The organism is Ancylobacter mangrovi (assembly GCF_024752355.1).
GTDB classification, from domain to species: domain Bacteria; phylum Pseudomonadota; class Alphaproteobacteria; order Rhizobiales; family Xanthobacteraceae; genus Ancylobacter; species Ancylobacter mangrovi.
The window spans coordinates 96,659-119,512 of record NZ_JANTHZ010000002.1 but is presented as its reverse complement, the minus strand read 5'-3'; the positions used below and the strand labels follow the sequence as shown (position 1 = coordinate 119,512).

18 protein-coding genes are annotated in these 22,854 nt (G+C 68.6%); 12 read left to right on the top strand and 6 right to left on the bottom strand.

The window, feature by feature from the left end; genetic code table 11:
• The first annotated feature begins 376 nt into the window (after positions 1–376).
• The 8 genes from NVS89_RS05895 to NVS89_RS05860 all read left to right on the top strand — a co-directional run bounded on the left by NVS89_RS05895 (position 377) and on the right by NVS89_RS05860 (position 10,727).
• The gene (locus tag NVS89_RS05895; protein ID WP_258731648.1) at positions 377–1,096 is read left to right on the top strand and encodes a FadR/GntR family transcriptional regulator; all 720 of its coding nucleotides are present in this window, start codon (positions 377–379) and stop codon (positions 1,094–1,096) included.
• 67 nt (positions 1,097–1,163) lie between these two features.
• Entirely contained in the window at positions 1,164–2,162 is a 999-nt protein-coding gene (locus NVS89_RS05890; protein WP_258731647.1) for a TRAP transporter substrate-binding protein, read from the top strand.
• Positions 2,163–2,167: 5 nt separating this feature from the next.
• Positions 2,168–2,659 (top strand): TRAP transporter small permease, encoded by a 492-nt coding sequence (locus NVS89_RS05885; protein ID WP_258731646.1) that lies wholly within the window; start codon positions 2,168–2,170, stop codon positions 2,657–2,659.
• Positions 2,659–3,957: a TRAP transporter large permease gene (locus tag NVS89_RS05880; protein ID WP_258731645.1), complete on the top strand. Its 1,299-nt coding sequence runs from the start codon at positions 2,659–2,661 to the stop codon at positions 3,955–3,957. The genes NVS89_RS05885 and NVS89_RS05880 overlap by 1 nt, the downstream gene beginning before the upstream one ends.
• Positions 3,958–3,973: 16 nt before the next feature.
• The gene (locus tag NVS89_RS05875) at positions 3,974–5,137 is read left to right on the top strand and encodes a mandelate racemase/muconate lactonizing enzyme family protein (protein ID WP_258731644.1); all 1,164 of its coding nucleotides are present in this window, start codon (positions 3,974–3,976) and stop codon (positions 5,135–5,137) included.
• Between the two features lie 178 nt (positions 5,138–5,315).
• A complete protein-coding gene (locus tag NVS89_RS05870) occupies positions 5,316–6,701 on the top strand; it encodes a sigma-54-dependent transcriptional regulator (RefSeq protein WP_374114530.1) in 1,386 nt (461 codons plus the stop codon).
• A complete protein-coding gene (locus NVS89_RS05865; RefSeq protein WP_258731642.1) occupies positions 6,680–8,719 on the top strand; it encodes a sensor histidine kinase in 2,040 nt (679 codons plus the stop codon). Before NVS89_RS05870 ends, NVS89_RS05865 begins: the two co-directional genes overlap by 22 nt.
• 376 nt (positions 8,720–9,095) lie before the next feature.
• The gene (locus NVS89_RS05860; protein WP_258731641.1) at positions 9,096–10,727 is read left to right on the top strand and encodes an OFA family MFS transporter; all 1,632 of its coding nucleotides are present in this window, start codon (positions 9,096–9,098) and stop codon (positions 10,725–10,727) included.
• Between the two features lie 73 nt (positions 10,728–10,800).
• On the opposite strand, the gene NVS89_RS05855 is transcribed toward NVS89_RS05860, so the two are convergent.
• The 5 genes from NVS89_RS05855 to NVS89_RS05835 form a co-directional block, all read right to left on the bottom strand.
• Complete coding sequence (locus NVS89_RS05855) at positions 10,801–11,952, bottom strand: NAD(P)/FAD-dependent oxidoreductase (RefSeq protein ID WP_258731640.1); 1,152 nt, start codon at positions 11,950–11,952, stop codon at positions 10,801–10,803.
• 4 nt (positions 11,953–11,956) lie between these two features.
• The gene (locus NVS89_RS05850; RefSeq protein WP_258731639.1) at positions 11,957–13,678 is read right to left on the bottom strand and encodes a hydantoinase B/oxoprolinase family protein; all 1,722 of its coding nucleotides are present in this window, start codon (positions 13,676–13,678) and stop codon (positions 11,957–11,959) included.
• Positions 13,675–15,729, bottom strand: coding sequence for a hydantoinase/oxoprolinase family protein (locus NVS89_RS05845; RefSeq protein ID WP_258731638.1), 2,055 nt, complete (start codon positions 15,727–15,729; stop codon positions 13,675–13,677). The genes NVS89_RS05850 and NVS89_RS05845 overlap by 4 nt, the downstream gene beginning before the upstream one ends.
• Positions 15,726–16,859: a diaminopropionate ammonia-lyase gene (locus tag NVS89_RS05840; RefSeq protein ID WP_258731636.1), complete on the bottom strand. Its 1,134-nt coding sequence runs from the start codon at positions 16,857–16,859 to the stop codon at positions 15,726–15,728. The genes NVS89_RS05845 and NVS89_RS05840 overlap by 4 nt, the downstream gene beginning before the upstream one ends.
• A 78-nt stretch (positions 16,860–16,937) precedes the next feature.
• Complete coding sequence (locus NVS89_RS05835) at positions 16,938–18,491, bottom strand: gamma-glutamyltransferase family protein (RefSeq protein ID WP_374114529.1); 1,554 nt, start codon at positions 18,489–18,491, stop codon at positions 16,938–16,940.
• A gap of 186 nt (positions 18,492–18,677) precedes the next feature.
• Between NVS89_RS05835 and NVS89_RS05830 the strand changes: the two genes are divergently transcribed.
• The 4 genes from NVS89_RS05830 (at position 18,678) to NVS89_RS05815 (ending at position 22,344) form a co-directional block, all read left to right on the top strand.
• Complete coding sequence (locus tag NVS89_RS05830; protein WP_258731634.1) at positions 18,678–19,328, top strand: helix-turn-helix domain-containing protein; 651 nt, start codon at positions 18,678–18,680, stop codon at positions 19,326–19,328.
• A 106-nt stretch (positions 19,329–19,434) separates the two neighbouring features.
• The gene (locus NVS89_RS05825; RefSeq protein WP_258731631.1) at positions 19,435–20,436 is read left to right on the top strand and encodes a TRAP transporter substrate-binding protein; all 1,002 of its coding nucleotides are present in this window, start codon (positions 19,435–19,437) and stop codon (positions 20,434–20,436) included.
• Positions 20,437–20,462: 26 nt separating this feature from the next.
• The gene (locus NVS89_RS05820; protein WP_258731630.1) at positions 20,463–21,002 is read left to right on the top strand and encodes a TRAP transporter small permease subunit; all 540 of its coding nucleotides are present in this window, start codon (positions 20,463–20,465) and stop codon (positions 21,000–21,002) included.
• A gap of 37 nt (positions 21,003–21,039) precedes the next feature.
• Positions 21,040–22,344 carry a TRAP transporter large permease gene (locus NVS89_RS05815; RefSeq protein ID WP_258731629.1) on the top strand — a complete coding sequence of 435 codons (1,305 nt, stop codon included), beginning with the start codon at positions 21,040–21,042 and terminating at the stop codon, positions 22,342–22,344.
• A 69-nt stretch (positions 22,345–22,413) separates the two neighbouring features.
• On the opposite strand, the gene NVS89_RS05810 is transcribed toward NVS89_RS05815, so the two are convergent.
• Entirely contained in the window at positions 22,414–22,842 is a 429-nt protein-coding gene (locus NVS89_RS05810; RefSeq protein WP_258731628.1) for a cupin domain-containing protein, read from the bottom strand.
• Positions 22,843–22,854: the final 12 nt, after the last annotated feature.

Sequence of the window (22,854 nt, the reverse complement as noted above, 5' to 3'; positions counted from 1 at the left end):
GAGAGGACGGCTATCTCGCGCCCCCTCATGCCGAGAGGCGGCGGCGCCTGCGATGCCGGCCGGCACGCCGTTCATCGTCGTCTGCCGCCGTGCCTATTTCGGCGGACCCAACAGCAAACCCCTTGCCGCGTCGCCGAGATTTATCCGGCGAAGGGCCGCCCGCCTCTGCCCGAGTGGGCATGGGCTTCTCTACCTCCCGCCTGTTTGTGCGACGGCGGAGCCCGCTTCCGGGCAACCCGCCACCCAAGCGCTGGCGTCCCCCGGCCACCGCCTCGCCCTCAGCCCCGCCGCCGCCTCTCCACATGGCCTCCGCTCCAGCCGGTTGACAGGGTGCGCCCGCTGGCGCTTATAATTGGTCCGACCATCGGATGAGCTTATGACCGATCTTCCAATCAATCAGCTCGAAGGCTTCCAGCCCATCTCCCGCCGCCAGGTATCGGGGGAGGTGGCGCGGCAGATCCAGCACCTCATCGCCACGCGGCGCATGAAGGCCGGCGACCGGCTGCCGACCGAGCGCGAGCTCGCCGCCGCGCTCGGCGTCGGGCGCGGCGCGGTGCGCGAGGGCGTGAAGCTGCTCGCCGGGCTCGGCATCGTCGAGGTGCGGCAGGGCTCGGGCACCTATGTGCGGGAATCGCAGCGCATCGTGCTGCTCGACCCTTCGCTTGTCGGGTCGAGCGAGGGGCTGCGCCTGCTCAAGCAGGCGACCGCCGTGCGCCGCCTCATCGACTGCGCGGCGGTCGAGCTCGCCGCCACCGCCGCCCGTCCCGAGGACCTCGCCGAGATCAGCGCCTATCTGGAGCGGGCCGAGAGCGAGCCGCTGCGCACCAAGCTCGCCCACGCCATCGACCTCACCTTCGAGGCGATGATCGGCCGCGCGGGCGGCAACCCTTATCTCGAGGCGGTGCAGGCGGAGGCCCACCGCTACTTCCGCGCCGCCTGGGAACAGCAGGGCTTCATGCCCCGCCCGGCGGCCGACCGCAGCGCCCAGCACTGGGCGATCCTGCACGCGTTGGAGCGGCGCGATCCGCAGGAGGCGCGAGCACGGATGGAAGAGCATTTCGATCTGCAGGCGCTCGACAGGGACGAGACCGCCTGAACGACCGGCGCACCGCGCCGGAACTGACAAAAAGAAAATCATCAGATGTTTTTTGGAGGAAACAGCAATGTTCTGGAGACACGCGCTCGCGGCCCACGCGCTCGCGGCGACGGCGGCCGCGCTCGCCTTCACCACCGCGATCCCCGCTGCCGAGGCCCGCACGGTCACCGTCGCCACTGTCTACGGTGCGCGCGACGTGAGCACGCAGGCGATGGAAAAATGGGGTGAGCTGCTCGCCAAGAAGACCGATGGCCGGCTAACCATCAACATCATTCCCGGCGGCACGCTGGGCGGTGACCGCGAGCTGCTCCAGCAGCTCTCCTCGGGCGAGATCGACGTCGACCTCTCCTCGCCGGTGGTGATGCAGTACGTGGCCCCGCAATATCAGTGCCTCGAGGCGGAATACATCTACGAGAACGAGAACCAGGGCTTCAAGGTCTGGCGCGGCGAGATCGGCAAGGAAGCTTCCGCCGCCATGCAGAAGCAGTACGGCATCGAGATCGCCGCCGTCGGCCGCCGCGGCGGGCGCGTGGTCACCGCGAACAAGAAGATCATCGAGCCGCAGGACATGACGGGCCTCAAGTTCCGCGTCACCAACGACCTGCGCGCGCAGGTGTTCGCCGCCTATGGCGCCCAGCCCGCGCCGCTGCCGCTCTCCGAGCTCTACGGGGCGCTGCGCCAGGGCGTGTTCGACGGCGAGGAGAACCCGCTCTCGACCATCTACAGCCTGCGCTTCCACGAGGTGCAGCCCTTCATCAGCCTCACCTACCACGTGTGGACGTACAATCTGGTGCTGGTGAACAGCGCCTTCTATGACGGCCTCGGCGACGACCGGAAGGCGTTCGACGAGACCCTCTCGCAGGCGCTCGACTGGCTCTACGACGCGGTGGCGAAGGACGATGCGCGCATCATCGCCGAGATCAAGAAGAGCGGGAAGACCGAGATCGTCGAGCCCGACGTCGCCGCCTTCCGCGCCAAGGCGCGCCCGGTGCTCAAGGCGTATGCGGACAAGAACTGCAAGCCGGGCCTGATCGATCAGGTCGATCAGATCTCGAGCGCGAACTGATCATCATGCGCCGCCTCGCAAACGGCATCGGCACGGCCTGGTTGGCCGTGTCGGTGGGCCTCATCGTCGTCACCATCGTGACGGTGCTCTGCCAGGTCGCCTTCCGCTACGTGCTTGCCTTCCCGCTGGCCTGGACCGAGGAGGTCTCGCGGCTGGCGCTGGTCTGCGCGGTCTATGCGGGCCTGCCGCCGGCCTATCTGCGGGGCGAGCACATCGTCGTCGACTTCTTCGTCGGGCTGCTGCCGAAGGTGATCTTCGTTCCCTACGTGATCCTGATGAAGCTCATCTGCGCCGTGGTGATCGCCTATCTCGCCCTCGGCGCGGGGCTGCAGGCCGAGGCGACCCGCCACATGACGCTGATCGCCATACCGAGCGTCTCGATCGCGGTGGTCTATGCCCTTCAAGCGGCCTCGCTCGCCTCCTTTGCCGTCGTCATCCTCCTCACTCTCGGCGCTCCGGAGACCTACGTCTCGCACGAGCAGGAAATGGACGTCTGATGCTGCCCGTTATCCTGACGCTGGCGCTCATCGGCCTGATCATGTCCGGCCTGATGATCGCCGTCGCCGCCGGCCTCGCCTCGATCGTCGGCGGGCTGGCCCTGTTCGGCGATCCGCTGGGCGCGCGCGTGCCGATGATGATCAGCCGCTTCTCCATCGACCGGATCGACAACTTCCTGCTGCTGGCGATCCCGTTCTTCATCCTGGCGGGGCGGCTCATGAACACCGGCGGCGTCACCGTCCGCCTGTTCGACTTCGTTGCCGCGCTGGTGCAGCCGCTGCGCGGCGGGCTCGGGCACGCCAACGTGCTGGCGAGCTTCGTCTTCGCCGGCATGTCGGGATCGGCGACCGCCGACGTGGTCGGCCTCGGCGCGGTCGAGATGAAGGCGATGCGGGCGAAGAACTACCCCGACGCCTTCAGCGCCGGCGTCACCGCCGCCTCCTCGCTGCTCGGGCCGGTCATCCCACCCTCGATCGTGCTGATCGCCTATGCGGTGCAGGCCGAGCAGTCGGTGGCGACGCTGTTCCTCGCCGCCATCGTGCCGGGCATCCTGCTGGCGCTCGCCTTCATGTCGTGGGTCGCCTACCAGGCCCATGTGCAGAAGATGCCCGAGGGAAGCTGGCCGTCCGCCTCCGAGGTGGGTCGCAAGGCGGTCCACGCCCTGCTGCCGATGCTCACCCCGGGGATCATCCTCACCGGCATCTATGGCGGCGTGTTCACGCCGACCGAGGCCGCCGCGGTGGCGGTGCTCTACGCCCTCCTGCTCACCACGCTGGTCTATCGCGAGCTCACCTGGCGCGATCTCCTCGAGCAGCTCAAGGGCACGGCGCTCGATACCGCGACGCTGATGTTCATCATCGCCATGACCTCGGCCTTCGGCGTCATCATGCTGCGCCTCGGCCTGCCGCAGGCGCTGGTGGGCCTCGTTGTGGGCATCTCCTCCAACCCGACGATCGTCATGTTCCTGCTGCTGATCGTCTGGCTGCTGGTCGGCTGCTTCATGGCGCAGACGCCGGCCATCATCATCCTCACCCCGATCCTCATGCCGATCGCCTCGCAGATCGGGCTCGACATGGTCCATTTCGGGGTGGTCATGGCGCTCGCCCTCACCGTCGGCCTGCTGACGCCGCCGGTCGGCATGGTGCTCTACGCGCTGAAGAAGGTGGCCGACGTCCCGCTCGGCACGCTGTTCCGGGTCAGCGTCCCCTATGTCGTCATCGCCATCGCCGTGCTGTGCCTGCTGATCCTCGTTCCCGGGCTCGTGACGGCACTGCCGTACGCGTTCGGTCTGCACTGAAGCTGGAGTTCCCACAATGAAGATTAAGCGCGCGCGCCCCCGTCGGGTCGGCCAGTTTCTCTTTGTCGAGATAACGACCGACAACGACATCGTCGGCTTCGGCGAGAGCGGGGCCTGGGGACATCTGGAAGCCTCCGAGGCGGCGCTCGCCAAGTATTGCGACTATCTGGTCGGCGAGGACCCGCGACGCATCGAGCGCCACTGGCAGATCATGCACCGCTTCGCGCATTTCAACGGCACGGCGGTGGGCGGCGCCATCTCGGCGGTGGACATCGCGCTCTGGGACATCAAGGCCCAGTCCTACGGCGTGCCGCTCTACGAGCTGTTCGGCGGCTCGGTGCGCGACAAGCTTCGCCTCTATGCCCACGTCTATTCCAAGACCGTCGACGAGGTGGTGAGCTTCGCCACCGACAAGGCGCGCGAGGGCTACACCGCGATCGGCCATTTCAACCCGTTCCTCGACGAGCCCGAGGATCAGCCCTACTTCCTCGGCCATGCCGGCCTCGTGCGCATGGGCATCAACACCGTGGCGCGGGTGCGCGAGGCGGTCGGGCCGGATGTCGACCTGCTGCTGGAACTGCATCGCCGCCTGACCCCCGCGGAGGCGATCAGCTTCGCGCAGGCGGCGGCGGAGTATCATCCCGGCTGGCTTGAAGACCCGATCCGCCCGGAAAACATCGACGCCATGGCGGAAGTCGCCAGCAAGTCGCCGGTGCCGATAGCCACCGGCGAGCGCTACCACAGCATCTACCAGTTCAAGATGGCGATCGAGCGCCGCGCGCTCTCCTTCGCCCGCGTCTCGGTCGGCATCTGCGGCGGACTGACCGCGGCGCTCAAGATCGCCGCCATCGCCGAGGCGAACGACGTGCAGGTCGCCCCGCACAACCCGATCTCGCCGATCGGCGTCGCCGCCTGCGCCGCGCTCGGCTTCTCGCGCTCCTGCGTCGCGATCCAGGAATACCCCACCGGCTATGACGGCTACGTGCTGGAGAGCACGCCGCAACTGCTGGGCCGCAACGTGGTCGACGGCGACCTTACGGTGGAGAAGGGCTTCCTGCTGCGCTCCGAGGCGCCGGGGCTGGGCGTGCGCCTGCGCGACGACGCCGAGGTCCTGCGCCCGCCGATCAGCCGCAAGGTGTCGATGCGCCGGCACCTCGACGGCGGCGTGGTCGACCAGTAGAGCAGCGATCCGCATCCGGGCCGCCGCGCCCGCGGCCCGCGCCATGATCCTGCGGGTCCCGCTTCCTCCGCGGTAAGGGGTGGTGGCGGAAGGCCCGGCCGTGGGTTAATCATGGGTCAGGCTCCCGGGTTGTCCATGAGCGCGGTACGCTTCGAGCGAGCGTACCGGGAGGATCGAGATGCGCACGGAGGTTGCCAGAAGAGCGCGCGTGGCCGATCCGGAATTCGGACCGTGGCTGGCGCAGGCCTCGATCCTCGTGGTCGACGACGAACCGGGCATGCGCAACTTCCTGTCGCGCACGCTCGGCCCGCGCTGCAAGCGGCTGGAGGAGGCGGCGAATGCCGACGAGGCCTCGCGGCTGCTCGACGAGCAGCATTTCGACATCGTCATCCTCGACAACATCATGCCCGGCAAGAACGGGGTCGACTGGCTGACCGAGCAGCTCGCGCTCGGCTTCTTCGCCGACGCCATCCTGATGACGGCCTATGCCGACCTCGAGACCGCGATCCAGGCCCTGCGAGCCGGGGCGGTCGATTTCCTGCTGAAGCCCTTCCGCTCCAACCAGCTTCTCAACGCGGTGGCGCGCTGCCTCGACCGGGTGCGGCTGCAGCGCGAGAACCTCGTGCTGCGCCACGAGCTCCGCTCCTCCTCCAACCACATCCTCCTGCGCGACAAGCTGGTCGGCGACTCGGACGCGATCCGGCAGGTGCGCGAGACCATCTCGCGCGTCGCCCGGCTGCCGACGCCGGTGCTGTTCACCGGCCAGTCGGGGACCGGCAAGGAGGTGGCCTCGCGCTCGCTGCACCTGCTCTCGGACCGCGCCGACAAGCCGTTCGTGCCGGTCAATTGTAGCGCCATCCCGCCGGAGATCATCGAGAGCGAGCTGTTCGGCCACCTCAAGGGCGCGTTCACCGGGGCCGACCGGGCCCGCGAGGGCCTGTTCATGCACGCGCAGGGCGGAACCCTGTTCCTCGACGAGATCGGCGAGCTGCCGCTGTCCCTGCAAAGCAAGCTGCTGCGCGTGCTGGAGGATCTTCGCGTGCGCCCGGTCGGCTCGGAGCGCGAGATCCCGGTCGACCTGCGCTTCGTTTTCGCCACCAATGCCGATCTGCGCGAGAGCGTGAGGAAGGGCCTGTTCCGCTCCGACCTGTTCTTCCGCATCAACGTGATGCAGATCCACCTGCCCCCGCTGAAGGACCGCGGCAACGACGTGCTGGACCTCGCCGCGCTCTACATGCGCAAGCTCTCGCAGCAGCTCGGCATGTCCCCGGTGCCGATCGACGACGCGGTGCGCGCCAGCCTGCTGCGCTACGACTGGCCGGGCAATATCCGCGAGCTGCGCAACCTGATCGAACGGACGCTGATCCTCGGCCAGTTCCCGGACGAGTTCAGGGAAGACGCGCATGTCGATGCCAGCGAGGCGAGCGACAGCCTCGCCGAGGTGGAGCGCCGGCATATCCTGTCAGTGCTCCGCGAGGTGCACGACAACCGCGAGGAAGCGGCCCGGCGCCTCGGCATCTCGCGCAAGACCATCGACCGCAAATGCGCGTCCTGGAATATCTGAGGGCGGCGAGGGGAGCCGGCGCGCCGCGGCAAGGGCGCTCGATCCGCTTCCGGCTGCTGGCGATCGCGCTGTTCCCGACGCTGGTGATCCTGCCGCTGTTCCTCGGCATCACCATCATCCGCTGGAACGACAAGTTCAATTCGCTGCTGGCCACCAAGGTCAACAGCGACCTGACGATCGCGCACCAGTACTTCTCGCGGCTGGTCGACAATACGGGCGAGCATCTTCAGGCATTGCGCGCCTCGGCGCGCTTCCGCGACGCCATCGACGCGGGAGAGGGTGCCGACCTCTCGGCGCTGCTGGAGAAGAACCGCGTCGCGCTCAAGCTGGACTTCCTGATGATCGTCGACGCCGACGGGCACGTCGTTGCCGCGGCGCCCGCGCTGTCGGGCGTTCCCGCGGCGACGCACTGGCCGGTGGTGCGCGCGGCCTTGTCCGGCGCACCGGCGACGGCGATCGACGTCTTCTCCGGGCGCCAATTGAGCGCCATCTCGCCCGCGCTCGCCCGCAAGGCCGAGCTCGAGCTCATTCCCACCCCCGCCGCCGTGCCGACCACCCGCACCGTCGAGACGCCCGGCATGGTCGTCCACGCCGCCTGCCCGGTCACGCTCGCCTCCGGCGGCCACGGCGCGCTGGTCGGCGGCATCCTGCTCAACCGCAACCTCGCCTTCATCGACGCGATCAACGACCTCGTCTATCGCAAGGCCAGCCTGCCGGAGGGCAGCGAGGGCACCGCGACGCTGTTTCTGGAGGACGTGCGGATCAGCACCAATGTCCGTCTGTTCCAGGACACGCGTGCGCTCGGGACGCGGGTGTCGGGCGCGGTCCGCTCGGCGGTGCTCGACCAGGGGCGCACCTGGCTCGACAGCGCCTTCGTCGTCAACGACTGGTACATGTCCGCCTATGAGCCGATCGTCGATTCCTTCGGCAAGAGGGTGGGCATGCTCTATGTCGGCTTCCTGCTCGCGCCCTTCACCCAGGCGAAATACAACACCCTCATCACCATCATCGTCGCCTTCCTCGCCGTCGCGGCGATCAGCGTGCCGGTGTTCCTGCGCTGGGCACGCGGCATCTTCGAGCCGCTGGAGCGCATGACCGGCACCATCGCGCGGGTCGAGAGCGGCGATCTCGGCGCGCGCACCGGGCCGACCGCCACGGGCGACGAGATCGGCCGGGTCGCCGACCATCTCGACGGGCTTCTCGACCAGCTTCAGCAGCGCGACCGGGAGCTGCGGAGCTGGAACGAGGAGCTGAACCGGCGCGTCGCCGAGCGCACGCGCGAGCTCGAAGGCGCCAACCGCCAGCTCGAAGCCACCACGCGCCAGCTCATCGTCGCCGAGAAGCTGGCGGCGATCGGCGAGATCACGGCCGGCGTGGCGCACGAGATCAACAACCCGGTCGCCGTGATGCAGGGAAACCTCGAAGTCGTCCGCAGCATCATGGGCGAGCGGGCGGCGGAGGCGCAGACCGAGTTCCGCCTGCTCGACGAGCAGATCCACCGGATCACCCAGATCGTCGCCCGCCTGCTCCAGTTCGCCAAGCCGGAGGAATATGCCGGCTATGTGGAGCTTCATACGCCCGGCGACGTGATTTCCGACTGCCTGCCGCTGGTCGAGCACCTGCTCGGCAAGTCCCATATCGAGGTGCGCCGGGACGACCACGCGACCCGCTTCGTGTCGATGAACAAGACCGAGCTGCAGCAGGTGCTGGTCAACCTCATCGTCAATGCGATCCACGCCATGCCCGAGGGCGGGGTGCTGACGCTCGCGAGCCGCGACGAGGATGTGCGCGGCCGCTCGGGCGTCGTCATCGAGGTGAGCGATACCGGGATCGGCATGCCGGAGGACGTGCTGCGCAAGATCTTCGATCCGTTCTTCACCACCAAGCGCGACGCCGGCACCGGGCTCGGCCTGTCCATCTCGCAGACGCTGATCTCGCGCCAGGGCGGCACGCTGACCGCGAACAGCGTCCCCGGCCGCGGCACCACCTTCCTGGTCTGGCTGCCCGAGGCCTCCTGACCCGCTCGCGCGGGTGCCCTCGGGCCCGTCCAAGGCTGATCCTCCTTCCGCACAGACATTTTGTCCGGGAAGGCGCGACTTGACCTGGACATTTTGTCCGGCCCGCCTTGGCTCACCTCATTTAACTGTTTGATTTTGAACGGTTTGTTCGAGTGGCACGCCACTTGATTACCGCCCGGACCGTCGCGCGCGAAGGACGGCGCCGCACCGGCGCTTCGGGAAGGGGCCGGTTCTTCCTCGCGACATCTTTGCTGCCGCGTTCAACGAAAGATCAACCGGGAGGAATATCGGACATGAGACAGCAAACGACCCTTGCGTGCAGGACGCCTCGCGCCGTCCACGACGGGCTCTTCTTCAGCGGTCGGGAGGCGATGTGATGGTTTCGACCTACGCCGAAGCGCCCACCGGCGCCAGACTGCTCGACCGCGACCGCACCATTGCCGGTCCGAATTTCAATCGCTGGTTCGTGCCGCCCGCGGCGCTGTGCATCCATCTGTGCATCGGCATGGCCTACGGCTTCTCGGTGTTCTGGCTGCCGATGACCAAGCTGGTCGCCAACCCGGATGCCTCCTGCGCGCAGCAGGGCTTCGTCGCGGCGCTCTTCACCACGAGCTGCAATTGGACCGTGCCGAGCGTCACGCCGATCTTCGAGATCTTCATCGCCGTGCTCGGCATTTCCGCCGCCATCTGGGGCGGCTGGCTGGAGCATGCGGGGCCGCGCAAGGCCGGCTTCATCGCCGCCCTGTGCTGGGGCGGCGGGCTGGTGCTGGCGGGTGTCGCCGTCATGGTCCACCAGCTCTGGCTGCTCTACGTCATCGCCGTCATCTGCGGCGTCGGCCAGGGGCTGGGCTACATCACGCCGGTCTCCACCCTGATCAAGTGGTTCCCCGACCGGCGCGGGCTGGCGACCGGCCTCGCGATCATGGGCTATGGCGGCGGCGCGATGATCGGCGCCCCGCTCGCGGTCTGGCTGATGGCCCGCTTCGCGACCGACGGCATGCAGAACGCCGCCATGGCGCTCATCATCCTCGGCGTGGTCTACTTCGTCGTCATGTCGGTCGGCGCCTTCGGGTTCCGGGTCGCGCCCACGGGCTGGAAGCCCACCGGCTGGACGCCGCCCGTCGACGACGGCAAGGCGATGATCACCACCGGTCACGTCCATCTCGACCGCGTGCTCAAGACCCCGCAGTTCTGGCTGATCTGGATGGTGCTGTTCCTGAACGTGACGGCCGGCATCAGCGTCATCTCGATGGCGAGCCCGATGCTGCAGGACATGTTCGGCACGCATCTGCTCTCGGGTGACGGCGCCGGCATGGACCCGGGGGCGCAGAAGGCGGCCATCGTCGCCGCGGCGGCCGGCCTCGTCGGCCTCATCAGCCTGTTCAACAGCCTGGGGCGCATCTTCTGGGCCTCGCTGTCCGACAGGATCGGTCGCAAGAACACCTATTACTGCTTCTTCGTGCTCGGCATCGTGCTCTACGTCCTGCTGCCGACCTGGGGCCAATTGGTGATCCCCGGCCTGTTCGTGCTGTCGATCTGCGTGATCCTGTCGATGTATGGCGGCGGCTTCGCCACCGTGCCGGCCTATCTGGCCGACATCTTCGGCACCCAGATGGTGGGGGCGATCCATGGCCGCCTGATCACCGCCTGGTCGGCGGCCGGCGTGATCGGGCCGTCGCTGATCGCCTATATGCGTCAGTACCAGCTCGACCATGGCGTCGCGCAGGCGCTGGTCTACAACCGCACGCTCTACATCATGGCCGGGCTGCTGTTTGTCGGCCTGATCTGCAACTTCCTCGTCCGTCCCATCGCGGACCATCACCTGATGTCGGACGAGGAACTGGCGAGTGAGCGGGCCCTGCAACGGGAGACGCTCTCCAAGGCCGACGCGGCGGGCGCCGCGCGCGGCTCGTTCGGCATCGGCGGCGCGCTGGCCTGGCTTGGCGTCGGCGTGCCGTTCCTCATCGGCGTCTGGATCGCGATCGCCAAGGGCGCCGCGCTGTTCTAGGCGGTACGACCGGAAGCGACGGCTCGGCGGTGACGCCCGGGCCGTCGCACCGAATTGCAGGGGGCGCCCGCGGCTAGCGGCCTTCCAGCTTGCGCTCGATCTCGGCGGCGCCCGCCTCGCCGGCGATCGCCCTGGCCACGGAATCGGCGACCAGCGGCGCCAGCTTGAAGCCGTGCCCCGAGCAGGCGCTCACCGCCCAGCCCTGCGGCCCGATCGCGCGTACCAGGAAATTCTCGTCCTCGGTGACGGTGTAGTAGCAGGCCTTCTGCTCCAGCACGCCGTAGCGATCGATGTCGCGGTAGCATTTCCGGAGGCCGTGCCACAGGCTTTCGACGTCGGCCTCGGTGGCGAGCCGGTCCTCGTCGGCGTCGCCGATGCGCGAGAAGCGATGGTCGCCGATCTTCAGCCGCGTGCCGTTGCGCGGCGGCAGCGTGTAGAGGCCCGCCTCGTCGTCCTTGACCACGATGACCGGCGCCGAGGCCCACAGCGCCGCGAGGTCCGGCGGAGGCGCGAGGAAAAGCACCGCCTGACGGGAGGGAACGGCCTGTCCCCTGAAGCTCGGCACCAGCCGGTCGATCCAGGCCCCCGCGGCGACCACGACCATGTCGGCCGCGTGGACCTTGCCGCCCGCCGTCACCTCTCCCCGCTCCGGGTCGACCTCGGTGACCGCAGACATGGCGTGGAACCGGACGCCGCGCGCCGCGAGGTGGACGACGAGGTCAGTGAGGATCCGGTTCGGGTAGAGCAAGCCCGATCCGCCCACATGGACCGCGCGCAGCACGCCCTCGGACTCGATCATCGGGACGAGACGCTCGAGCTGGTCGAGCGGGATGTCGTGATAGTCGACGCCGACCTCGTCGAGCGAGGCGGCCGTCGTCTCGTACCAGTCGTCATCCGTGCGCAGGACATAGATGCCGCCCGTGCTCTCATAGTGGCGCACGCCGAGATCGCTCCACATCGCGTCCCACAGGCGGAAGGATTCCGGCATTAGCCGCGCATAGCCCTGCAGGCGGCCATAGGCGTGGCGGTTGATGCGGTGCTCGTCGAAGGATGAGCTCTTCGGATTGGGGATCGAGCCCTGCTCGAACAGGTCGACCTCGATGCCGCGCCGCGCCAGCGACCAGGCGATCGAAAGCCCGGCGATGCCGGCGCCGACGACGATCACGCGGCGCACGCCGCTCTTCGCCGGCACCGCAGCGTCGGCGTTCGAATGAGTCGCTTGCATGGTCTCAGACCTTGTCGTTGTCAGGCGGTCGGTCGGCCTGCGGGTAGTGGGACCGAAGGAAGTCTGGGGTGAACTTGCCGGAGACGAGGTCGCGCGCGAGGTCGTTTCCCGTGCGTTCGGCCGGCGGCCCGTAGCCGCCCGCGCCGGCGGTCTCGACGACCAGTGCCTGGTCGGGGCGGACCTCGGTGGCGCCCGGCTTGGTGGGCAGCGCGCGTTCGGCACCGTCCGCCTCGCGCATGCGAAAGCCGCCGGTACCACCGGGCTCGCCGCCGAACACGCCCCAGGGTGGGTTGATGAAACGCTCGCCCTGTCCGGTGAAGGTCGTGACGTGGTCGACCGGGCGGATGACGCGGCGTAGCCCGAGCCCTCCGCGCCGCCTCCCGGCGCCGCCGGAATCGGCGACGAAGCCGTAGCTCTCCACGAGCAGCGGGTACTCGCTCTCGATCGCCTCGACCGGCAGGTTCGAGGTGTTGATCAGGTGCACCTGCACCCCGTCCGTGCCGTCCTTGAGGGCGCGCCCGCCGAAGCCGCCGCCCACGGTCTCGAGATAGACATAGCCGCCGCCCGTGCGGGGGTCGGTGCCCGAGAAGATGACGGCGGTGTTGGCGCCGTTCGCGGCGCCGACCGCCTCCGTGGGGAGTGCCGGGGCGAGGGCGCCGATGACGACGTCGATGATGCGCTGGCAGGTATTGGCCCGGCCGGCGACAGCCGCCGGAAAGGCCGCGTTCAGCAGCGAGCCTTCCGGCGCGACGATCTCGATCGCGTCGAGCATGCCCTGGTTGCTCGGCACGTCGGGGTCGAGCATCGCCCGCAGCGCATAGACCACCGAGGACTGGGTGGCGCGGAACGGAACGTTGATGTTGCCGCGCACGGCCGGCGCGCTGCCGGTGAAGTCGCAGCGTATGCGCCCCTCGGTCGCGGGATCGCCGACGGTGATGGCGAGGCGGATCGGAATGTCGACCGCCCCCCAGCCATCGTCGTCCATCACGTCCTCGAACGTGTAGCGGCCGGCCGGGATGCGGGCGATGGCGCGCTTGCTGCGCTCATAGGTCCGCTCGATCAGCGCGTCGAAGGCGAGGGTGAGCTGCGGCGCGCCATAGGTCGCGACGAGGTCGAGCATGCGCCGCTCGCCGAGCCGGCAGGCGGCGATCTGGGCGACATAGTCGCCGCGCCGCTCGTCGGGCACGCGCGCATTGAGCAGGAACAGGTCGAGCATGTCGGTATTGAGCTCGCCCCGCGAGAACAGGCGGACGGGAGGGATTCGCAGACCCTCCTGGTAGATCTCGGTCCCCCCAGACATGCTGCCCGGCGACATGCCGCCGATATCCGCGTGATGGGCGATGTTGCAGACGAAGCAGATGAGCCTCCCGTCGGCGAAGACCGGCATCGAGAGGTTCACGTCCGGCAGGTGCGAGCCGCCGGCGGCGTAGGGGTCGTTGGCGGCGAAGATGTCGCCGGGCGCGATGTCCTCGATCCGGTACTTGGCGAGCAGCGCGTTGGTCAGCCCGAGCATGGAGCTCAGATGGATGGGCTGCGAGCGCTCGCACAGCGCGATCATCCGCCCGCGCGGATCGATGAGCGCGGTGGAATGGTCGTTGCGCTCCTTGATGTTGGTCGAATAGGCGCTGCGCATCAGTGCGATATAGGTCTCGTCGGTGACCGACCTCAGCGCGTTGAGGACGAGCTCGAGCGTGATCGGGTCGAGCATGGGGCCGGGCGCTGTCATGCCTGCACCGTGATCAGGAGGTTGAAGCCGTCGTCGACCAGCGCCTGGTCGCCAGGAAACAGCACCGTCGTCGTATCGAGCTGCTCGATGATCGCCGGGCCGGCGACGACGTCGCCGGGCACGAGATGGGCGCGGTCGTGGAGGAGCGCCTCGGCGGGCGCGTCGGCCGCGTACCAGACCGGGCGGAGACGCGCCGGCTCGTGGTCCCGCCCCTGCTCGCGGGCGCGTGCGACCCGGCTGCGCGGGCGTCGCCCGACCGCCGCCAGCCGCACGCTGACCACCTCCACCGGCGCCTGCGGGTTCATGAAGCCGTAGGCGAGGGCATGGGCTTCGTGGAATCGCTCGGCCAGTTCGTCCCGGCCGATCGTGGCCGGGTCGTCGGCGACGGCGACGCCGAGTTCGAAGTTCTGCCCGACATAGCGCATGTCGAGGCGCATCTCGGTCGCCTGGTCCTCCGGCGCCACCTGCTCCGCGGCGAACCAGTCGCGGGCGAGTTCGCGCAGCTCGGCCGCCGCCTGGCCGAGGCGGGCGAGGTCGCCCCTGGCCAGCGCGACCGGAGCGGTGCGCACGAAGTCCTCCCGCCGGTCGGCGACGATCAGCCCCTGGGCGCAGAGCAGGCCCGGCTCCGGCGGAACGACGATGTGCGAAATGCCGAGCTGGCGGGCGACCGCGCTCGCATGCAGCGGCCCGGCGCCGCCAAAGGCGAACAGGCTGAACTCCGCCGGGTTGTGGCCGCGCTCGATCGATACCGATCGTATGCCGCGGGCCATGTTGGCGACCGCCACGTCGATGATGCCGAGCGCGGTGCGCTCGATCGGCAGGCCGAGCTCGTCGGCCAGCCGCCCGACGACACGTTCCGCCGCTGCGCGGTCGAGCGGCATCGCTCCGCCCAGAAGACCCCGGTCGGACAGGCGGCCGAGCACCATGTTGGCGTCGCTCACCGTGGGCTGGTCGCCGCCGCGGCCGTAGCAGGCCGGGCCGGGATAGGCCCCTGCGCTGCGTGGCCCGACCTTGAGCAGGCCGTCGGCATCGATCCAGGCGATGGACCCGCCGCCCGCGCCGACGGCGTTGATGTCGACGCTGGCGAGGCGGGCGGGATAGCCCTCGATCCACCGCTCGTGGATCATCGCCGCACGGGCACCGCGGATCAGCGCGATGTCGGAGCTGGTGCCGCCGATGTCGAGCGTGATGAGGTCGCGCCGGGCGAGGTGCGAGGCGATGTCGATCGTCCCCGCCACCCCGGCCGCCGGACCCGACAGCGCGGTGCGGATGGGAAACATGCGCGCCCGCCCGCCGGAGATGAGGCCGCCGCTCGACTGGTTGATGCCGAGCCGGACGCCGGGCGAGAGGCGCTCCGCCTCGCGTTCGAGACGGGCGAGGTAGGAGGTCATCACGGGCTGGAGATAGGCGTTGAGCACCGTGGTGGAGAGTCGCTCATACTCGCGGAACTCAGGCTGAACCTCGCTCGACAGCGACAGGTGCAGATCCGGCATCACGGCGCGCAACGCGTCGGCGATGCGGCGCTCGTGGTCCGGCTCGGCGAAGGAGAACAGCAGGCAGATGGCGCAGGAATCCGCTCGCGCGGCCTGCACGGCCGCGACCAGCCGCGCGATTTCCCCGTCATCGAGCGGCGTGATGATCCGCCCGCCGACGGTGATCCGCTCGCGCGCCTCGAAGCGCAGATGGCGCGGCACCAGCGGCTCGGGGTGGTCGGTCTGGAAATCGTAGATCTTCGGGCGCGTCTGGCGGCCGATCTCGAGCAGGTCGCGGAAGCCCTCGGTAACGATCAGGGCGACCGTGCCGCCCCGCTTCTCGATCAGCGCGTTGGTGGCGACCGTGGTGCCGTGGGACAGCGACGCGATGGTGCGCGGATTGATGTCGGCGAGTGCGCACAACTCGGACAGGCCGGAAAGGATCGCCTCCGCCGGATCGTGCGGCGTCGAGGGGCGCTTGTGGCGCACGAAGCGTCCGCTGGTTTCCTCGCGGGCGACGAGGTCGGTGAAGGTGCCGCCGACATCCACGCCGACGGACCAGGACAGGGCCGCGCTCATGCCGCCGCTCTCCCGACCAGGCGGTCGTAGCTCGCCCGGTCGACCGGACCCTCCGTGGCAATGACGGCGACGCGGCTCGACGGCTCGAGCCCGATCGCCTGCCGCACTCCCTCGTCGGCGCAGGCGGCCGCGAGGCCGGCAAGCCCGGCGACGCCGCTGTCGCCGACCTCGATCGGCGCGTCGCCATGAGCGCCGGCCGCGAGCTGGCGCATCATCGCAACCGCATCCGCGTCGTCGACGGTCATGAAGGCATCGGTGCCACGATCGAGCACCGGCCAGGCGAGGGCGGACACCTCTCCGACCGACAGGCCGCTCATCACCGTGTCGAGATCACCGCCGATGGCGACCGGGTGGCCAGCGCGGGCCGAGGCGTAGAGGCAGTCGGCCTTGTCCGGCTCGACCACGACGAAGCGGAAGGGCGCGCCGCCGGGCGGGTGCTGGCGCAGCAGGCCGCACACCGCCGCGGCGAGGCCGCCGCAGCCGCCCTGGACGAAGTAGTGGGTCGGTTCCTCGCCCGGCGCGAAGGCGTCGTACATCTCGCGCACCATGGTGCCGTAGCCGGCCATGACCCGGACCGGCTGCGGGTCGTAGGAAGACGCCGTGTCGGGCACCAGCCGCCAGCCCTTCGCGGCTGCCTCGGCGAGCGCCATGTGCACCGAATCGTCATAGGTGCCGTCGACCCGTACCACCTCCGCGCCCATGTCGCGGATCAGCCGTTCGCGGCCCTCGCTCACATGCCGGTGCAGGAAGACGACGCAGCGGGCTCCGACTTCGCGCGCGCCCCAGGCGACCGAGAGGCCGTGATTGCCGTCCGACGCGGTCGCGAAGACGGGCATCGACGCCGCCTCGCGGGCCGCTAGCCGGACCGCATAGGCGCCGCCAAGCGCCTTGAAGCTGCCGATGCCGAACCGGCCGCCTTCATATTTGCAGAAGATCGAGCGCAGGCCGAGGTGACGGGCCATGCCGTCCAGCGCCACCAGAGGGGTGGGCGCATAGCCCAGCCATGCGCTGATCTCGGCGTGGGCTTCCTCGGCCAGCGCCCAGCTCACGAACCGTTCGAGGTGCTCGGGATAGCCGCTCGCGCGCCGGGGATTGGGGAAGAACGACAATTCGGTGGGCGCGGGTGGCATGGAGCATCCTTGATGGGCTCCATTGCTTAGCACCGAGATTTCCTGATGGGAATAAATTTCTTAAAAGAAATTTTGTTTCTAATATCCTATGGCCGCGCCGTCGCGGCGCGGATCCGAGGCGCCGATCAGCACGCCGCGCGCCCGGTCGAGCCGGATCGCCTGGCCGCCGCCATGCGGGCGCGCCGGGTAGGACAGCCGATGCCCCTTGGCGGCGAGCGCCCGCGCGGCCTCGTCGGGAATGCCCTGCTCGAGCTTGAGCAGGCCCTCATGGGCGAAGACGCGGGGCAGATCGAGCGCGGCCTGAAGGTCGAGCCCGTAGTCGAACACATTGCCTAGCAGCAGGCTCTGGCCGGTGGGCTGGAAATGCCCGCCCGTCACGCCGAACGCCATCATCGGCACGCCGCCTTCGGTGAGCAGCCCGGGAATGATGGTGTGCATGGGCCGCTTGCGCGGGCCGATGCAGTTCGGATGCCCGCGCTCGACCCGGAAACCCGCGCCGCGATTGTGGAACACGACACCCGAGCGTTCCGCATAGAGGCCCCCGCCGAAATCGTCGAACAGCGAGTTGATGAAGCTGCACCAGTTGCCGTCGCGGTCGGTGACGGCGAGGTAGGCGGTGTCGCGGTGCAGCGGCAGTTCCGCCTCGAAAGGCGGGAGCGGCAACACCGAGGCGTCGTCCATCATCGCCGCCAGCGCATCGAGATGCGCGTCGCTTGTAAGCTCTGCGACCGGGACGGGCTGCGCGGGATCGTCGCCTATCAGGGCGTCGCGGTTCCGGAAGGCGAGCTTGGCCGCCTCGGCGACGCGATGGAGACGAAGCGGGTCCAGCGGGCCGCCTTTCGCCACGCCCCGGCGCTCCAGGATTCCGAGCATGGTCAGGGCGGTGAGGCCGACGCCGGGCGGCGGGCATTCCCAGGCCCGGTAGCCGTTCCAGCCGAGCGAGATCGGCGCGACGAACGCCGCCGCGTGCCGGCCGTCATGGAAGTCCTCTGCCGTGTGCAGGCCGCCCCGGGCGCGCAGCGTCGCGGCCATGTCGTCGGCGATAGCCCCCTCGTAGAAGGCGGCTGCGCCTCCCTTCGCGATCGCCCGCAGGGTCGCCGCCAGCGCCGGATGGCGCACGATATCGCCAGTGGCGGGAGAGGTGCCGCCGGGAAGCAGGGCGTGTGCTCCATTGCGCGCCAGCTTCTCCGCCATCTCGGCCCAGTCGCTGGCCACCCGGGCGTGGACGGGAAAGCCGTCCTCGGCCATGCGGATTGCCGGGGCGAGCACCTCGTCGAAGCCCATGGTGCCTTGAGCCTCGAGCAGCTTTTCCCAGGCGGAGACCGCGCCGGGCACGGTCACGGCATGGGCGGATTCCTCGTCGAGGCGGTCGATGCCGTGCGCCTCGAAATAGTCGATCGTCGCGGCACCGGGCGCGCGGCCCGCCCCGTTCAGGGCGACCACCTCGCCGCCCGCCGGCGCGTAGAGGCAGAAGCAGTCCCCGCCGATGCCGGTCGACTGCGGCTCGATCACTGCGAGCACGGCGGCCGCAGCCACCGCCGCGTCGGCGGCGTTGCCTCCCGCCTTCAGGGTCTCGATCGCGACCAGGCTCGCCGCGGGCATGGAGGTGGCCGCCATGGCGGACGTCGCCATGACCTCGCTTCGACCGGGGCGGTGGAAGTCGCGCAACGCGGTTGTTTCCTATGCGACAAAAACTGGCCATTTCGCTAAAATAGTAGATGATCCCCGTCAATCTGAAAGGCGCGTATTGGCATTGGACGCCGGCCGACTACATCAACGCGGGCGGGATCGAACAGCGTGCCTGCGGGGAGGGGAAGCATGTCGCAATCAAAAAGACAGTCATCCGACAACGCCATCGGCGCCCGGCTGCGCGAGTGGCGCAGCGAGAAGGGGATGACGCTCGCGGCCGTCAGCGCCCGCACCGGCGTCGCCAGCTCGACCCTGTCCAAGATCGAGAACGAGCTCGTATCGGTCTCGTACTATACGCTGAAGCGGATCTGCGACGGCCTCGACATCCCGATCGAGGAGATCATCAACCCGGATCACAAGACCTTCGCGCCAGGCCGCCGGGCCGTCACGCGCGCCAATGAAGGCACTGTTTTCCGCTGCAGCCAGTATGTCTACGAGACCCACTCGACCGAGCTCTCCCGCAAGGAGATGATCCCCCTCATCATGACGGTGCTCGCGCGCACGCCGGATGATTTCGAGGACTGGAACCGGCATGACGGCGAGGAATTCATCCTCGTTCTCGACGGCGAGATCGATTTCTACAGCGAGTTCTATGCTCCGGTGAAGCTGAAGCGCGGCGATAGCGTCTATTTCGACAGCAGCATGGGTCATATGTGCTGCTCGTCGAGCGAGGAGCCGGCGAAGATGGTGTCGGTGTGCTACGATCCCCGCGCCCATCAGCAGCAGGACGTCAGCGAGTTCTTCTCTTCCGGCCGCCTTACGGTGGTCCGGGCGGAGTGATGCCGCTTTTTCCAGCATCGCGAATAATTTTCGCTCAAAAGAAATATTTGCGCGAATAGGAAACACCGCCTACGCTGGCCACGCTATCGGTCAGCGGAGGACTTTCATGCGTGCAATTCGTGGTGCCGTCCTGGGAATGGCGGTCTCGGCGTCGATGTTCGCTTCGGCGGCGTGGGCCGCTCCAGTCAAATGGGACCTGTCGACGGAGTACGCCCCCGCTTCGCTGCCGGGCCGGGTCAACGCCTATTTCGCCGACAAGGTGAAGGAGCTCTCCAAGGGGGAGTTCGACATCACCATCCATTATGGCGGCGCGCTGGGCTTCAAGGCCGCGGACCACTACACGGCGGTGGAGGACGGCGCGCTGATGATCGCCAGCACGCCCTTCAACCGTATGAACGGCATCTATCCGATCTTCGAGCTTCAGTCGCTGCCCTTCCTGCAGACCACGCTCGACGAGGCGGAGAATCTCGATAGCGCGCTGCGGCCGCTCTACAACCACGCCATGCAGGCCAACGGACAGTTCCTGCTGTTCACCATGCCGTGGACGCCGCAGGGCTTCTGGGCCAAGAAGCCGATCGTTTCCAAGGCCGATCTCGAAGGCTTCCGGGTGCGCGTGGTCGACCTCGCCGCGGTGCAGACGATGAAGAAGGCCGGGGCCGACGCCATCCAGCTCTCCTGGGCCGACACGCTTCCCGCGATCTCGACCGGCGCCATCAACGGCGTGCTGACTTCCGACGATGGCGGGCTCTCGGCCAAGTTCCCGGAAGCGGGGCTGACGGCCTTCACCCCGGTGGGCTTCACCGTCGGCGTCGAGATGGTTCACGTGAACCAGAAGGCGTTCGACGACCTGCCGCCGGAGATGCAGACCGTGCTGCTGGTAGCGGCCGGCGAGGCGGAGAAATACGGCTGGGCGCTGTCGCGCAAGACCGTCGCCGACAACCTCCAGAAGATGAAGGAGCTGGGCGTGACGGTCGGCGAGATCACGCCGGAGTTCAAGGCGTACCTCAAGGAATCGGCGGCCCCGGCCATCGACGCCTGGAAGAAGCGCTTCGGGCCGCAGGCGGACATGGTGTTCGACTTCGCCACCGCGGCCATGAAGGCGAACTGACCGCGCCGCGCACGGAACCCGACCCGATGTGGCTGATCGACGTCCTGCGCCGGCTCGCCCGCGCTCTCTCGATCGCCGGCGGCGTGGCGGCGGCGATCGGCATCGTGCTGATCGCCGCAGTCATCCTGCTGGAGATCGTGCTGCGCACCTTCTTCGCGACCTCGACCTTCATGAGCGACGAACTGGTAGGCTACCTCGTGGCGGCGACCGGCTTCCTGCCGCTCGGCTACACCTTCGCCGAAGGCGGCATCCTGCGCGTCAACCTGCTGCTGGGGAGGCTCGACCGGACACCCCGCCTGCGGGTGCTCGTCGAGCTCGTCTGCGTGGCGGCCACGCTCGCGGTGCTCGGCCTGCTGATCTGGCACTTCTGGGGCAATGTCTCCCGCCAGTACAGCCGCGGCTACACCAGCGGCACCATGTCGGGCATCCCGCAATGGATCCCGACCGGCACCATGCTGGCCGGTCTGGCGATCTTCTGGTTCCAGGTGTTCGCCTACGGCCTCGGCGTGGCGAGCGGGCGCGAGCCCGTCCTCGCCGAGGAGCAGGACGAGACGGCGGTGGGGTGAGGCCGTTGGCCAGCCGCCGTCAATCCAAGAGAATCCCATGGACATCTATGCCAGCGCGCTGACGGTCTTCCTGCTGCTGTTCTTCCTGCTCGGGGCGGGCCTGTGGCTGTTCGCGAGCTTCCTGCTGCTCAGCGTGGTCGGACTCATCGTGACCGTGGGCATGGATCTCGGCCGCGTCGGCGCCATCATGTCCCAGGTCATGTGGCGCAGCGCGTCGGCCTGGGAGCTCTCGGCCATTCCCCTGTTCATCCTGATGGGGGACATCATCTTCCATACCGACATGGCCAGCCGGCTGTTCCGGGGCCTGTCGCCCTGGGTCGACCGCATTCCCGGCCGGCTGATCCACGCCAATATCGGCGGCTGCACCCTGTTCGCGGCCATCTGCGGCTCGAGCGTCGCGACCACGGCGACGATCGCCAAGATCACGGTCGGCGAGCTGCGCCAGCGCGGCTACGACCAGAACCTCGCGCTCGGCTCGCTCGCCGGGGCGGGCACCTTCGGCCTGATGATCCCGCCGTCGATCAACATGATCATCTACGGCGTGCTGGCCGAGGTCTCGATCGCCAAGATGTTCGCCGCCGGCGTCATTCCCGGAGCGATCCTCGCGCTCTCCTACAGCGGCTACATCATGCTGCGCTGCCTTCTGAACCCGTCGCTCGCGCCGGGAGCGCAGCGCGCGGACTGGAGGGACCGCTTCGCCGCGCTACGCGACCTCGGCCCCATCGTGCTGCTGATCGTCGTGGTGCTCGGCAGCATCTATACGGGCGTCGCCACGCCGTCGGAATCGGCGGTGATGGGCCTCCTCGCCACCGTGGTGATGACGCTCGCAAGCCGGCAGCTCACGCTGTGCATCTTCGCGACCGCGCTGATGAACACGGTCAAGACCTCGTCCATGCTGCTCTCGCTGATGGCAGCTGCAAGCTTCATGTCGGCGGCCATGGGCTACATGCACGTGCCGCAGGACGTCTCGACCGCCATTTCGAGCCTGCACCTGCACCCGTTCGCGCTGATCCTGGTGCTCGGCCTCGTCTATGTCGCGCTCGGCTGCGCGCTGGACGGCGTGTCGATGATGGTGATGAGCGTGCCGATCGTGCTGCCGCTGGTGGTCGCGGCCGGCTACGATCCGATCTGGTTCGGGGTGTTCCTGGTGGTGATGGCCGAGCTCGGCCAGCTCACCCCGCCCATCGGCTTCAACCTGTTCGTGCTGCAGGGGATGACGGGCATCGGGCTGTCGCGGCTCTCCGCCGCTGCCTTTCCCTTCTTCGTCATCACCTGCCTGGTCGGTGCCCTGCTGGCGGTCTTTCCCGGCCTGGTGCTGTGGCTGCCGGGACGGCTGTTCTAGCCGGGCGGGAACGCCGCCCGGCCAGACGAATCCTTGCTGACGCAAGCGCGGAGGTCTCGCCTCCGCGCGCTACGTCGCCGCGCGTGCCCGCTTCGCCTTCTCGTGCTCCTCGTCGATCGACTGCTCGACGCCGCTCTCGACCATGGTGCGTGTGGCGTCCACCGTGGCGTAGGTCCAGAAGATGCGCATCGGCCCATCGCTCTCGTTGAGGAAGCGGTGGGGCACGTTGGCCGGGATCCAGGTCGTGTCGCCGGTCTTGAGCGGGATGCGCTCGCCGTCGATCTCGGCGATCGCCTCGCCCTCGAGGATCATCACGCTCTCCTCGCAATTGTGGAAGTGCAGGCCGATCTTCGCGCCCGGATCGAAGGCGGTGATGCCGTTGATCAGGCTGGTCGAGCCGCAGGTGCGGGTCACCAGCGGGATGGTCCGGGCGCCATTGCCGCGGTCGTTCACCGGAAGCTGGTCGGGCCGCAGGATGGCGGCGCTCTTGTCGGACATGGAAGTCTCCTT